This is a genomic window from Paenibacillus sp. J2TS4, from assembly GCF_018403245.1.
Classification (GTDB): domain Bacteria; phylum Bacillota; class Bacilli; order Paenibacillales; family NBRC-103111; genus Paenibacillus_L.
The window spans coordinates 132,851-146,714 of sequence record NZ_BOSH01000010.1; the positions used below are offsets into that span (position 1 = coordinate 132,851).

General features: G+C 48.2%; 12 protein-coding genes. 5 read left to right on the forward strand and 7 right to left on the reverse strand.

The annotated features are described in order from the left end of the window. Positions 1–21: 21 nt before the first annotated feature. Positions 22–1,719 carry a dihydroxy-acid dehydratase gene (ilvD, locus tag KJS69_RS20180; RefSeq protein ID WP_213585681.1) on the forward strand — a complete coding sequence of 566 codons (1,698 nt, stop codon included), beginning with the start codon at positions 22–24 and terminating at the stop codon, positions 1,717–1,719. 115 nt (positions 1,720–1,834) lie between these two features. Here ilvD and KJS69_RS20185 read toward each other — a convergent pair whose 3' ends face one another. Next, complete coding sequence (locus KJS69_RS20185; RefSeq protein ID WP_213585602.1) at positions 1,835–3,160, reverse strand: uracil-xanthine permease family protein; 1,326 nt, start codon at positions 3,158–3,160, stop codon at positions 1,835–1,837. Between the two features lie 210 nt (positions 3,161–3,370). On the opposite strand from KJS69_RS20185, the gene KJS69_RS20190 reads away from it, so the two are divergent. The 4 genes from KJS69_RS20190 to KJS69_RS20205 all read left to right on the forward strand — a co-directional run bounded on the left by KJS69_RS20190 (position 3,371) and on the right by KJS69_RS20205 (position 7,208). After that, positions 3,371–4,351 carry an aromatic ring-hydroxylating dioxygenase subunit alpha gene (locus tag KJS69_RS20190; RefSeq protein ID WP_213585603.1) on the forward strand — a complete coding sequence of 327 codons (981 nt, stop codon included), beginning with the start codon at positions 3,371–3,373 and terminating at the stop codon, positions 4,349–4,351. A gap of 973 nt (positions 4,352–5,324) precedes the next feature. Further along, complete coding sequence (locus KJS69_RS20195; RefSeq protein WP_213585604.1) at positions 5,325–5,708, forward strand: GntR family transcriptional regulator; 384 nt, start codon at positions 5,325–5,327, stop codon at positions 5,706–5,708. Further along, positions 5,705–6,571, forward strand: coding sequence for an ABC transporter ATP-binding protein (locus KJS69_RS20200; protein ID WP_213585605.1), 867 nt, complete (start codon positions 5,705–5,707; stop codon positions 6,569–6,571). The genes KJS69_RS20195 and KJS69_RS20200 overlap by 4 nt, the downstream gene beginning before the upstream one ends. Further along, the gene (locus KJS69_RS20205) at positions 6,561–7,208 is read left to right on the forward strand and encodes an ABC-2 transporter permease (protein WP_213585606.1); all 648 of its coding nucleotides are present in this window, start codon (positions 6,561–6,563) and stop codon (positions 7,206–7,208) included. Before KJS69_RS20200 ends, KJS69_RS20205 begins: the two co-directional genes overlap by 11 nt. 263 nt (positions 7,209–7,471) lie before the next feature. Here KJS69_RS20205 and KJS69_RS20210 read toward each other — a convergent pair whose 3' ends face one another. The 6 genes from KJS69_RS20210 to KJS69_RS20235 all read right to left on the reverse strand — a co-directional run bounded on the left by KJS69_RS20210 (position 7,472) and on the right by KJS69_RS20235 (position 13,520). Next, positions 7,472–8,194: a FadR/GntR family transcriptional regulator gene (locus KJS69_RS20210; protein ID WP_213585607.1), complete on the reverse strand. Its 723-nt coding sequence runs from the start codon at positions 8,192–8,194 to the stop codon at positions 7,472–7,474. A 79-nt stretch (positions 8,195–8,273) separates the two neighbouring features. Continuing rightward, a complete protein-coding gene (locus tag KJS69_RS20215) occupies positions 8,274–9,104 on the reverse strand; it encodes an alpha/beta hydrolase (protein ID WP_213585608.1) in 831 nt (276 codons plus the stop codon). Between the two features lie 33 nt (positions 9,105–9,137). Beyond that, on the reverse strand, positions 9,138–10,505 hold the full coding sequence (locus KJS69_RS20220; RefSeq protein ID WP_213585609.1) for a GntP family permease: 1,368 nt from the start codon (positions 10,503–10,505) through the stop codon (positions 9,138–9,140). 352 nt (positions 10,506–10,857) lie between these two features. Beyond that, positions 10,858–12,252 carry a TraB/GumN family protein gene (locus KJS69_RS20225; RefSeq protein ID WP_213585610.1) on the reverse strand — a complete coding sequence of 465 codons (1,395 nt, stop codon included), beginning with the start codon at positions 12,250–12,252 and terminating at the stop codon, positions 10,858–10,860. Between the two features lie 367 nt (positions 12,253–12,619). Beyond that, on the reverse strand, positions 12,620–12,883 hold the full coding sequence (locus tag KJS69_RS20230; protein ID WP_213585611.1) for a metal-sensitive transcriptional regulator: 264 nt from the start codon (positions 12,881–12,883) through the stop codon (positions 12,620–12,622). A 151-nt stretch (positions 12,884–13,034) separates the two neighbouring features. Then, a complete protein-coding gene (locus KJS69_RS20235) occupies positions 13,035–13,520 on the reverse strand; it encodes a DsrE/DsrF/DrsH-like family protein (RefSeq protein ID WP_213585612.1) in 486 nt (161 codons plus the stop codon). Positions 13,521–13,864 lie beyond the last annotated feature (344 nt).

A 13,864-nucleotide genomic window follows, 5' to 3' on the forward strand; every position in this document is an offset into this window, starting at 1 on the left:
TAACAAAAGGAGCGATGAATGATGCCGGATAAACAAGATTTGCGAATCCGCAGCAAGGTAATCAGCGAAGGGGTTAATCGGGTCCCTAACCGGGCGATGCTTCGAGCCGTCGGCTTTCAGGATGAAGATTTTCAAAAACCGATGATCGGCGTTGCCAGCTGTTGGAGTGAAGTCACCCCTTGCAACATGCACATCGATGGTTTGGCCCGGGAGGCCAAACGTGGAGTCAAGCAAGACGGAGGAGCTCCCTTAATTTTTAACACGATTACGGTATCGGACGGTATTTCCATGGGGCATGGAGGCATGTTATTCTCCTTACCCAGCCGGGAAGCGATTGCCGACTCTATCGAAATTGTAGCGGGGGCTGAACGCTTCGACGGGCTGGTAGCCATCGGGGGCTGCGACAAGAATACTCCCGCCTGTCTAATGGCGCTAGGCCGTTTGAATCTGCCCGCTGTTTATGTATATGGCGGCACGATTCAACCGGGCCGGCTGGATGGCCGCGAGATTGACATCGTCTCGGCTTTCGAAGCCGTAGGCCAATACCAGGCGGGTAAAATGGATGAGGAGAAGCTGCATCAGATTGAATGCCACGCTTGTCCGGGAGCGGGGGCTTGCGGCGGGATGTACACGGCCAATACAATGGCCGCCGCCGCTGAAGCGATGGGAATGAGTTTGCCGGGGTCATCTTCCACTGCCGCAATTTCCTCGCATAAAGCGGTAGAATGCGCAGAGGCGGGTCAACAGGTGATCAAGCTGCTGGAGCGGAATATACGGCCACGAGACATCATGACCAAAGAGGCCTTCGAGAACGCCATTACGGTTGTGATGGCTCTGGGGGGCTCCACCAATGCCTTTCTCCACCTGATGGCTATAGCCCATTCGGTTCAAGTCGATTTAACGTTGGACGATTTCGAGCGGATTCGCCGCCAAGTCCCTCACCTGGCTGATCTCAAGCCAAGCGGAAAATATGTCATGCAGGATCTCAGTGATGTGGGCGGCGTGCCAGGGGTCATGAAGCTGCTGTTGGAGAATGGACTGCTTCGCGAAGACTGCCTGACGGTTACTGGAACAACATTAGCCGAGAACCTGGCTTCCGCTCCGCCGTTGAAGGATAACCAGGCTGTCATTCGGCCGTTTGACAACCCGTTGAAGCCAAACGGACCCTTGGTCGTTCTTAAAGGGAATCTAGCCCCCGAAGGCGCAGTTGCCAAAATGTCCGGACTCAAGAAGCAACGCTTTACCGGCCCCGCTCGGGTCTTTAACAGTGAAGAGGAAGCAGCCCAAGCCATTATGAAGGACGACATCCGTCAAGGAGATGTCGTGGTGATCCGATATGCCGGACCTAAGGGGGGACCGGGAATGCCCGAGATGCTGTCGGTCACTGCCATGATAGTCGGCAAAGGGCTGGGCGGCGAGGTGGCCCTGATGACCGACGGACGATTCTCCGGAGGATCGCATGGATTCGTCGTCGGTCATGTTTCTCCGGAAGCCCAGGTGGGCGGGCCTATTGCTTTGCTGGAGGAAGGGGATCGGATTACGATCGACAGCGAGACTCAGGAGATTACAGTCGATGTCCCGGCTGAGCAATTGGAGCAAAGAGCGAAGAACTGGGTTAAGCCGCCGCTCAAATTTACGTCCGGCGTGCTGGCCAAGTATGCCAGATTGGTATCCTCCGCTTCCCAAGGAGCCGTCACCGACCTGGAGTCCAGGGACTGACCCATTTAGTAGTAGTAGTAGTAGTTGAGTAAAGCAAAAGCAATAAAGCTCCTGATCCTAGGACCAGGAGCTTTTTACCTTCATTCAATCTTCTGACTAAGGGCCTCCTGACTGATCAGGCCTGCTTCTTCTTCCCTTCCGGAATAATAAGATTCAGCACGACGGTGGCCAGCGCGCCGACAGCGATGCCGGAGGACAGGACATAGTTTGCAAAATCCGGCAATCCATACAGCACATCTTTAGGCAGGACGGTGACCGCGATCGTAAGCAGGATAGGAACGCCGATAATCAGCATGTTCCGCTCATTGATCGGGGCGTGCTGGATCACTTTCAAGCCATTGGTCATTACCGCAACGGCGACGATCCCGAAGATGCCGTTAATGACGGGCTCCGGCACGCACGTAATCAGCGCGGACAGCTTCGGCAATAGCCCCAAACACACGAGCAGAATCCCGCTCGCCATAATGGCCATCCGGCTGGCGACACCCGTGAGCGAGATCAGACCGGCATTCGAGGAATAGCCGGTCATGGGCGTGCTGCCCACCAAGGCGCCAACGAAGCAGCCCAGCCCTTCCCCGCCCGCCGCGCGGTTCAACCGTTCCTCCGTCAATTCTTTACCGGTAACCGATGAGACCACGAACCAGGTACCGGTCGTTTCGATCAGAATGATGAGATACACGAACACCATGGTCAGCACAGCGCTCCAGTCGAAAACCGGCGCCCCGAACGGGAACAGCTTCGGCAGGGAGAACCAATTCGCCTCCATAACCGGTGAAAAATCGACCTTGCCAAAGAAGGATGCCGTGATCGTGCCAACAATAATAGCGACGATAACAGAGACGAGACGGAAGAACGTCCCGGTTCCTCTCATCTTGCGTCCGAGCAGAATACAGACACCGAGTGCCGCAGCGGAGACGGCTGCAATCAGAACATTCTCACCAATATGGCCTTCCGCGCCATAAATATTGTTCATCGCAATCGGCATGAGTGAAATACCAACGACGACGATTACGGTGCCGCCGACGATCGCCGGAATGATTTTACGCACGGCCTTGGCAAATAATTTGAGCGGGTAACCGAGCGCAGCAATGAGCAGTGCACCCGGTATCAAGCTTCCCGTCACCGCCCCGAGTCCCAGCTTGCCCCCAATTGCCGCAATCGCGCCGATGGGAACGTAAGACGGGCCCTGTACCACCGGCAGCTTCATGCCGAAGCCCACTTGAATGAGAGTGGCTACCCCCGTAGCAAAAAAGCACATCTGAATAAAAAACGATGTACTCACCGAGTCGAAGGACAGCAATCCTGCAATAATAATCGGAGCAATATACAAATCCATAGCCAGCACGTGCTGCAAACCGAGCAATAAAGCCTTGCCGTAACCGATTTTGTCGTCGACACCGACGATCAGTTTGACGCCTTCGTCTTGCTTCCCGTGTTCCACCCTTTAGTCCCCCATTTATTATTCCCGAATGATTATGTTCATATTATAGTTGAATTCTGTCGAATTGCAAATAAAAAACATACAATTTAACAATACAATATTTATAATATTCGCCTTTCGTTGACTTTAACTATTTGCACGAATATAATTAAACGCATAGAATTCCATCGACTTTTTAACACTTTACTTAGGAAAGGATGTCATTTTCGCATGTTGGTTCAAGATCCCGTTCTGCACCAAGAGTGGCTTGCCGCCTGCCTCTCATCCGATATCCAGGACAAGCCTGTGCAAATTACCTTGATGGGTGAGCGAATCGTCATCTTCCGCACGGAATCCGGTGTTCATGCCTTCAAGGATCTGTGCATTCACCGTGGGGCAGCGCTATCTCTCGGATGTGTGCGCGATGGCAAGCTGGTGTGCCCTTATCACGCCTGGGAGTACGACGCTTCGGGCACATGCGTGCGAATTCCGCAATTGCCGGCAAATCAGGCGATTCCGACCAAGGCGAAAGCGATCACTTACGGCTGTCAGGAGCGTTACGGCTTCGTGTGGGTCAATCTGAGCGGGAAGGAACCGGAGATGTTTGCCCTTCCGGAATTCGACGATCCGTCCTTCCGGAACGTCCTGTGGGGGCCCCAGGAAGTGAACGCCAAACCACCGCGAGTCGTCGAAAACTTCCTCGACGTCGGTCATTTGGCTGTTGTGCATGAGGGCTACCTGGGTGTGGAGACGCATATGGAAATCGGCGATTATCACGTTCATAAGACCCCGGAGGGCTGCCTTCGTTCAGATGAAATTGCGATCTATCAGCCCGACCCTGACGGAACGGGCCAAGCCAAGCATGTGTATTATACGTACGAAGTACTGCGGCCGTTGTCCGTCAAATTCACCAAACGGGACAACGAGAACAACAACCTGATGTCTATTCTGCTGACGGTACTGCCCGTAACCGAAACAAAGTCTATTGCATACGGAGTCATGTCCTTCAACTATGACACCGATTTAACAGACGAGGACATGGTGAAGTTCCAGGATATGATTTTTGCCCAGGACAAGCCTGTGGTGGAAAATCAGAAGCCGGAAGATCTTCCGCTCGATCTGCAAGTCGAGCTCTCGCTCAAGTCCGACCGGATGAGCATCGCCTATCGACAGTACTTGACCGCACTCGGCGTAACACATGGCACTGCATAGATGAAAATTAGAGGCTGTCTCAAAAGTAGTTTTCCAAACTACCGAGAAACGGCCTGAACCGACAAAGTGATAAGCTTTCGGAAAAAAGAGCGAGGCTGGTGGTCAATTTTCCACTAACACTCGCTCTTACTCTTTCATTGTGCCGCTCGTCTTTCTTACGTATAAAGGTCGCATCCGGATCCGTAAGGACGTCGCAAAGACGAGCAAAAGTACATTGAAATCCGGCCGTTTTCAACAAAGAGAGCGAAAGACGCTCAGATCTGCAGGTCTTTTTGGCAAGATGGGGCGATTTCGCAAAAATCACTCCAAAGACCTGCATTATCGCATTAGAATCAAGCATGTCGCGCCTTTTTCCAAAAAAGACCTGCAGTTTCGCTCTAGAATCAGGTGCGGTGCAGCTTTTTTCCAGAAAAGATCCGGACTATCGTCCGTCTTTTGCACTATCCGGCGGGGAGTGGGGCTGTCCCGAAGGATTTCGCATAAAACCGGACCCTCCAGTATATATACGAAAGATGGACCTCGCACTCCACTGTAAAGGAGGATGGTGAGGTCCTTTTTCTCGCAAAAAGTCGATACTGAGCAGGGCTGAAAATTCGCAAACCCTCTCTTTTGAGACAGCCCCTTTCTTATTATTTCAGATGTTCCTCTCCCTTCCGTTAATCCGCCTCCATCGCTGAATCATGTTCACAAGTTTAAGACTTGTCGCAAAGCCAACAAATGTATTGGCTCCTTTTGCCGCTGTTGCCCTTAAGTGGTCGTCTGCCGTCATGCAGCGCTACCTTGCGTGCTGGGAGCTGTGCGCGGTAGCACGGGGCCTGACCTCCCACCGTAAGCGTCGCAACACGGGCCAGGAAAGGCGCGCGTTGCGAAAGAGAAAGTACAAAGAAATACTTGCACTGAATATAGCTATACTGTATATTGTGTATATAGTGTGTATTAACGACATTAACAGTTAACCAGAAAGGACTGTTCAATGAAAATAATAATTAGCAATGTATCCGATCAACCTTTATATCAACAGATCAAGGAACAAATCAAGGCGGCTATATTACGCGGGGAATTACAAGCGGGAGAGCTTCTTCCCTCTATCCGGGCATTAGCCACGGACCTGAATGTCAGTGTTCTGACGACCAGAAGAGTCTTTGAAGAGCTGGAAGCGGAAGGCTTTATCATCACCAAGGCGGGGAAGGGATCGTTCGTAGCCCCGGACAACCTGGAGCTCTTGCTGGAATCCAAGCGTTTAATGGTAGAGGCCAAGCTGATAGAGGCATGGGAGATCGCGCAGAATCTGGGGATCTCCAGGGATGAGCTGTTTTCTATGATGGATTTAATATTTGAGGAGGAGAATGGCCAATGAATCCGATCCTAGAGGTAAAGGGGCTAACCAAGGAATATCCTTCCTTCTGCTTGAACCATATCGATTTTTCGTTGCAGGAAGGTTGTATTACCGGTTTTATCGGTGTCAATGGCTCCGGCAAAACGACGACGATCAAATCCATTCTGGGACTCATCCTAAAAGATGCCGGAAGCATTAAATTTATGGGCAAAGAGTTGACGGAGAAGGAAAGGGAGCTGAAGAACCGGATTGGAATCGTATTGGACGAAGGCTACTTTTATGAAGAGATGACGATAAGGGAAATGAAGAGCGTAATTGCCCCAGCATACTCCAATTGGGACGAATCCGCCTTTATAAACTATCTTAATCATTTCAACCTGAAGCGGAATCAGAAAATTTCCACATTGTCCAAAGGAATGCGAATGAAATATGCCATCGCCCTGGCTCTTTCGCATCATCCCGATTTGTTAATTATGGATGAGCCCACAAGCGGTCTGGATCCCTTGGTACGAAGCGAGCTGATGGATATCCTGCTGGACTTTATGGGCAAGAAAGGTAAAAGCGTATTTTTCTCCACACATATCACCTCCGATCTGGAAAAGGTGGCGGACGTCCTCATTCTGATTGACAAAGGAAATATCGTTTTTCATGAAGATAAAGACGTTTTGTTGGACACGCACGGTTTGGTTAAAGGGGACCGGAGCCTGCTTAATGAGCATACGAGACCGTTGTTTGTATCTCTGCGGGAGACGAATTACGGGTTTACAGGGATTACTAAGCAAAAACCGGCCATACGTGAACAAATGAAAAACGTGCTTGTGGAAAGACCAAGTATCGAGCAGATAATGTTGGCGTATATCGGAGGTAATCATTATGATATTTAATCTTGTGAAAAAAGATCTGCTGCTTGTCAAAAAGTATCTGTTGTTCATGCTCGTGTTCTCTGTCATAGCGCCCATGTTCATTATGGTCAAGATAGGTTCATCCGGCGGCGGCCTTCTGGGCTTTTTCGTCACCGCTCTTTTTATAGAATTTATTTTACTCAATACCCTTTCGAGTCTGGAGGACAAATATAAAGGTGCAGCGTTTCTTAGCGCAACCCCCTATACACGAAAAACATTAGTCAAAGCAAGGTATTTATTTTTTCTGATTATTTTCGGCTGTGTCTGTGTTATTTACACGATCACCTCTCTAGTCTCCCCGGTCCCTCTGGAGATGCTGAATCTGTTTACGGCCGGGCTGTGCCTGTTGTTCATCACGGCTTATTTTGGCATACTGCTTCCGATTCAATACAAATACGGATATGAAAAGACGAGATATATTTCTTTTTTTCTGGTTTTTTTAACGCCTTTTGTCGGCCCTTTCCTGATTAAGTGGTTTCAGGCTAACCCGTTGAACCTTGATGGTTTGCTGTCTTTGCCGCAGTCAGCCCAAAATGTGCTTCCTGCCCTCATCGCAGTCGTACTGGGCTTGATCTCGATGATCTCTTCGATAAACATCTATTCGCAAAAAAATCTTTAATTCCACTAAAGAGAAGCATGAATTACAAAGAACATCTCCGGCGATCGAAGATGTTCTTTGCCTTTTATATTCGGCCGTCCGGCCCGTAATTATTGAATTAATTCTACAGTATAGTTCCCCGGCCAACAGTTATATGACCGGGCAAGCGCTATTGATCGACGGCGGAGCCGTGAAATCGGTGTAGTCGGCGGCACGGCCCAAGCCACTGCCTATAACGACAAAAGAGGAAGATATTGCGGTGTGCAACCATCTTCCTCTTGTTTTTATAGGTGGAGATAATCGTTCAAATCTTCTCCGGATAATTTCCTTTTGATTCGCTGCACGTTCCGTCTCAGGTTTAACATGACCAGACTTACCGCGAGTTTTTCATCCTTCATCCGGATCGACTCGTAAATTTGTTTATGCAGTTTAAAGCTGTCTTTCAAATTATGCGAGACGAACACTCTGTTCAACTCATCGAGGCAATGCACATAATCGCTTTGTATAGACATGACGGAATGATACAGGACCTTATTGTGGGCTCCCTTTAAAATGGCCAGGTGGAATTTCGCATCGGCTTTGGAATACTTTATATAATCGTGAGTGTTTTTCTCCATTTCGGCAAGCGCCGATTCAATTTCTTCCAGATCCTCGCGTGACGCGTTCCGAATGCAAAGTTCCACAGCCTTTACTTCAATCGCTTCCCGAAACTCGGTCATGTCGAGAAGTTCCTTGTCGGTAAAATTAACAATAATCCGATTGGGCGTTGAATCGGTTTGATTGATATAATTGGATACAAAAGAGCCTTTTCCTTGATGCGTTGTAATCAGTCCCATGGTGCGGAGCATTTGCAAAGCGGCGCGAATGCTGACTTTACTGATTCCAAGTTCGGCATGCAGTTCGCTTTCGGACGGAATTTTGGCTCCGGCTTTCCATTCGCCTGAATTGATTTTATTCAAACAATAATTATAAACTTTTTCAACGATACTTTGACGCTTATTTTCCAACTTGCATTCACCTGATTCGCCCCAAAACTTTACTCGAAGTATACTATTAAAGCCAGCGCTAGTCAATGAACGCAGAGGTTTATAAGAAAGAAGGATATTCCAACCCGTTAGGATCGTTAATGATGCCGAATTTGCGAAGCATCGCCGGGAGCTCGCGATTCCAAAAGTCCCAGTTATGCCCTCCGCCGCTTTCCTCGAAAGTATAATCGAAAGAAGTCCGTTTCATCATGTAATCACGGAAAGCGATATTCGTGTTATATAACGGGTCGCCTTTCCCGCAGCTATGATAAATCCTAGGCTTGGGAACGTCTTTTTTATCCAATTCGTCGGCGACATGGAACAGATCATTTGCGGTATTTTCCATTTCCTCTTTTCCGCCGAAAACGTTATAGAAATTTTCCTCAAAATCCGAAACGGTGAACATTGAACTCCGATTTGCCGCCTCCAAAGCTTCCGAAGGAGAGATTGCGCCGGAAAGGCAGCCGGCTGCGGCAAAGCGATCGGGACAATTCAGCGCTAGTTTCAAAGCTCCGTAACCGCCCATGGAAAGACCGGCTACATAATTGTCTTCCCGCTTATTGGAAGCTGGAAAGAAATTGCCTACAACGACCGGCAGCTCCTGCGAGAAAAACTTGAAATAACGGTGGCCGTGTTTGCTGTCCGTATAAAAACTTCTATGAGCATTCGGCATCACTACGATAATATCATAATCCCTCACCAACAGTTCAATAAGGCTTTTGCGGAGCCATGAAGTATTGTCGTCGGAATGGCCGTGTAGAAGATATAGAACGGGATACTTTTTGTCCGGGTTAGGGATGTGCGGCTGCTGTCGCTTCTCTGGAAGAAGCACCGTCATTGAACTGTCCATTCCCAATGTGTACGAAAAAAAATTGCAATTGATAAGTGCCATACCAAACACATCCTTTAATTTATGAAAATGTAATTATGAAACGAAGAAGCTAATAAAAAGCAGAATAAAAAAAGTTACAAGTGCCGAAACTCCGGTAAATACGGTCCAAGATTTAAATGTAGATTTAATGTCAAGATTCAAATATTCCTTGAACATCCAGAAGCCGGAATCGTTGACGATCGAGAACGACGAGGCGCCGTTGGCGATAACCAGACCTACAAGCGCAAGATAGGTCGGCGACAGCGTTGCCGTTTGCGGCATCGCCGCCAAAATGCCCGCAGTCATCGTCATGGAAACAATGGCGGAACCGACGGAAATGCGCAGGGCCACCGCGATGACAAAGGCAACGACGATCATCGGCATATTCAGGCCCGATACGAAGTCGCCGATCAACGTTCCCGTTCCGGAGTATTCGAGCATATATCTTAGGACGCCGCCGCCAGCCGTAACAAGAATAATGACCGCAACGGGGTTAAGAGCTTTTGTCATCATTTTCTCGATCTGTTCGGCTTTGAAACCGCGCCGGATCCCCAAAAAGTAAATGGCTAGAATGTTAGCGATGGTTAGCGCTACGAATGGCTGCCCGATAAATTTGCAAATCTCTTTGATAGCCGCAATGCCGTCCGAATCGGATTGAATCATCGCCGAACCTGTATTAAGCAAAATAAGCAAAATCGGAGACATTATAATAAGGAGCACGGTGCTGAAGGAAACCGATTTAATGTTGCTGTCCTTCTCGCTGGACAGAAACGTCTCCGGTACCGGAACGAATATTTTATTGCCGACGACTTTCCCCAAGAAATAACCCGACACAATCCAAGAAGGGATAACGACGATAATGGCGATAAGCGTCATAATGCCAAGGTTTGCGCCGAGTTGCCCGGATATCAGGATGGGGCCGGGAGTCGGGGCGATCATTTGGGACAGGCCGATACCGGCAATCATCGGTATCGTAAATGCGAGGACCGACTTACCCGTTTGCTTGGCGACTTGAAAAACAAGAGGCAGCAGGATAATGAAAGCGGCATCATAAAAGACCGGAATGCCGACAAGCAGCGAAGTAATGCCAATTGCGAATACCGCTCTCTTCTCGCCGAATTTGCCAATTAAAGTGTTGGCCAGTACCTCGGCGGCCCCCGTTGCCGCAAGCAATCCGCCAAACATGGAACCGAGCCCGACAATCAGCGCGATGGATCCGAGCGTGTTGCTGATCCCTGTCGAGTACGCTTTCAAAATCATGTCGAGAGGCATACCGGACCCGAATCCGATAAATGCCGCGGCAATCAGGATAGAAATTAAGGAGTGAAGTTTGAGCTTGATAATCAAAAATAAAAGCAATGCAAGCCCGAGTAATGCAACGATCACCAGTCTGGTTGGATCCGCGACGAAAGTCGTGTCCATTGATTATTCCTCCTTGTAGAAAAATAATAGCTGTGTTATTGAAATGAAAATTTCATAACTTAACTAATGTGTTATGCATCCATTTAGTCAAGTTTATAGCGGTATTATGTTTAGATCATATAACACAACTAATGTGTTGTTTCAGTATATTCCTGTTCGTTTTATTTGTCAACAGAGTTCTTAACCTGGTTTCTTAACCTGCAGGCTGTTCCAAAATTCCTCAATAAGCACTGGCATTGCATTACCCATTTTCATGCCTTTCAAATAGCTCACATGCTGGGCGCATAACAAAGGACATCTTCGTGAGAACGAAGATGTCCTTTGTTCACATTACAGGCCGTCTTTAGTCATGCTATTGAATAAATTCGACAGTGTAGCCTTTATCCTTCAATTGGTCGATGATCAGGCCCTCAATGACGAAATGGCCTGCGCCCACTACAACAAAGGAGGTATTCTCTCCCTCTTGTTCAAGCAATTCAGCCAGCTTCTTAGCCATGTTCGTATCCCGTTCCCCGAACAGCCGCTGAGCCGATTCGCTTTTAACATCCGCGGAATTAAGGAAGGATTCAGCAAAGCTGTCCAAATCTCCCTGGGCCCAGTATTGCTGCCACAGGCGGAATTGTTCGGCAGTATCGTCGTCTTCGGATGGGTTCAGGATGGCATCCAACGCCTGGTTCAATTCTTCCTCCTGGACTTCCGGGGCTATATTATTGAACAGATCTCCTTGCAGCTTAAAGCCCTCCAGCTCATGAATCGGCTTCCCGGTCAGAAGCGCACTCTGCAAGAAGTATAGATCTACTCCCAGAGCCTGGGCCAATGCAAGATTTTCAGTAGTATTCGAAAGGGAGAACAGCGATAAATTGTTCGTCACTACCCATGGCTTGAAGGTATCGAATGCATTTGCGTGAAGTCCCAGCAGTTCGTTAACCTCTTGCAGCTTCTCATACGTTTCTTGGGAGACATGATTCTTCAAGGTCGTCCCATCGTTATACACCGTTAACTGGGTAAAATAGTTCAGCGGTTCCGGGTCCTCGGTCACCATATTCACTTCCACCCAAAGGTCGTCGGAGGCTGCGAAGGCGTCTCTGACTTCTTTATCTACCGGGTACATTTCCGGGGATCCCAGATGAATCGAACCCAACAAATAAAGGGTATTGTCTCCATGGGTCGCTTTCCAGAAGAGTCCTTGAGCTCCTCCTTGTACGGTATCATATGTATACTCAACCAGCCGGCTGGCCAATACGGCAGCTTGTTCAACCGTGCAGGGCTGCTCCAGTTCCAGGCCGCGGCCCGTTCCTTCGATAATGCCCTTGTGCTGCAGGTATTCAACCGGAGTAGATTTATCGAACTCAAAAGCCTCCGGCAGCTCATATTGCGCCAATAAAGCGTGCAAGGAAAGAACGACGGTTTCCCTAGTCATCGCCGCTTCGGCTAATGATGGCAGCTCCAGCTCCCCTTGCTTGCTTAGGCCCAGCTTATCCAGCTTTGCCGCTGTATCCTCGAGCAAGGACTGGAATTTGTCTGCGGTAATCGCTTGTTGGAATGTTCCATCGTAATACCAATCTAACGGAAAGATCCCGTATTTCTCCCCTTCGTGAAGGGTGCCTATGGACCACGGACTGATATCCGGAACGGGCATCTGCGCTTCGTCAGCCTGCGCGGTTAATGCACTTCCAAGTATAATTGTGGAGCCCAGCAAACTGCTGGTTAAAACACGACCCAGTTTTCCCCATAAACTTCGTTTCATGCTCTAACATTCTCCTCCCACCGTAAATAAATATACAAGCTAATTTACAAGCCAAACCTAATTATAACTTATGCCAACCATGTATAACAGGCTGGATGCGAACTTTAAATGCAATTTTAAGAGGGTATATTAGAATTACTGGATACCCGGCATAAGGAGACGCTTCAGCAGCAACACACCATAGCAATTTCTGATCCATCGAAGCCGATACCGGTAATAATAAATGACATATCCACGATTGGCTCCCCCCCAAACCTTCTATTTGTCCACGTTCAGGCCCGAGCCCTCTTTGATTAGAAACTTTTGAGCGTTGATCTTTTGATTGATAAAATTATCATTAATGAACCTATGGTGACGGTCATATTGATTAGCGGCTCTTGACTAGAAGCTCGACCGCTTCCTTCACAAGCCTGCCGGTGTCCTGTCCTTGTGCCTTTTCCTCTACAATGCATTGCTCCAAGTTAACGGCTACAATGTAGGCCATCGCCTTGTCGGCTGCACTGCGTACGGCGGACAATTGGGCGACAACCTCCTTGCAGTCTTTGCCCTCCTCCATCATTTTTGCAATGCCGCGAATCTGTCCTTCCATTCGCTTAAGCCGCCGCATCACGCTATCATCATACTCCGTCATGACTATTCCTCCATTCGATTTCCGGTAAAAAAACTCCTAACGGAGCCTGCTCGAAGACGAATAACCCGGTATTAGAGGTTGCTTTTTATGCCAATAGGAATCTTCCTTACATCGTATTAACGCTGTAAAGAATTTAAAGATTCCTATGTGGTTAAATAAACAAGTTCACCTTTGCATGGGTAGCATCCCCCAAATAAGCGGCTACTCCTGCGTACTCCAATCCGTCGATCAGCTCCTCTTGCTGTAATCCAAGCAGATCCATCGTCATAGTACAAGCCACCAGTTTCACCCCCTGCTCTTGAGCCAGCTCAATCAGCTGTGGAAGAGAGAGCGCGTTATGTTTTTTCATAACGTGCTTGATCATTTGAGGACCGACACCGGCAAAATTCATCTTCGATAGGCCTAATTTATTGGCTCCCCGCGGCATCATCCAGCCAAATGCTTTTTCAAGCAGGCCTTTCTTCGTTTTGACAACCTCGTCCTTGCGAAGAGTATTCAACCCCCAAAAGGTGAAAAAAATCGTTACGTCATGATCATAAGCTGCTGCCCCGTTAGCAATTATAAAAGCGGCAATAGCTTTGTCCAAATCACCACTGAATAGAACAATCGTCGTTTTTTCCTTGCTAGAGTTGTCCATGGAATCACTCCTTAAGTCTGTATAATACATATACCCCTATATGTATTATACGTCCTAACACCATCTAAAGCAATTGAAATTCCTGTCATAGTCCTTCAAGAACATGACAATAGAGGCCAAGCGTGAAAAATCATAGAGTCTTGCTGCAAAAGTACATCCGTTTTGACCCGAATCCGCTCGTTTTTAATCATCGCCTGTAAAAATACAGTAAAATATTTCGATTCATCCATTATTAGGAAAATACGTCCGAATCTACTGTATTTTTGCATTACTTTCATCGAAATAGGTCCTATATCACCAAATGACTGTACTTTTGCAATCCACATAAAATCTGGAGATACTGG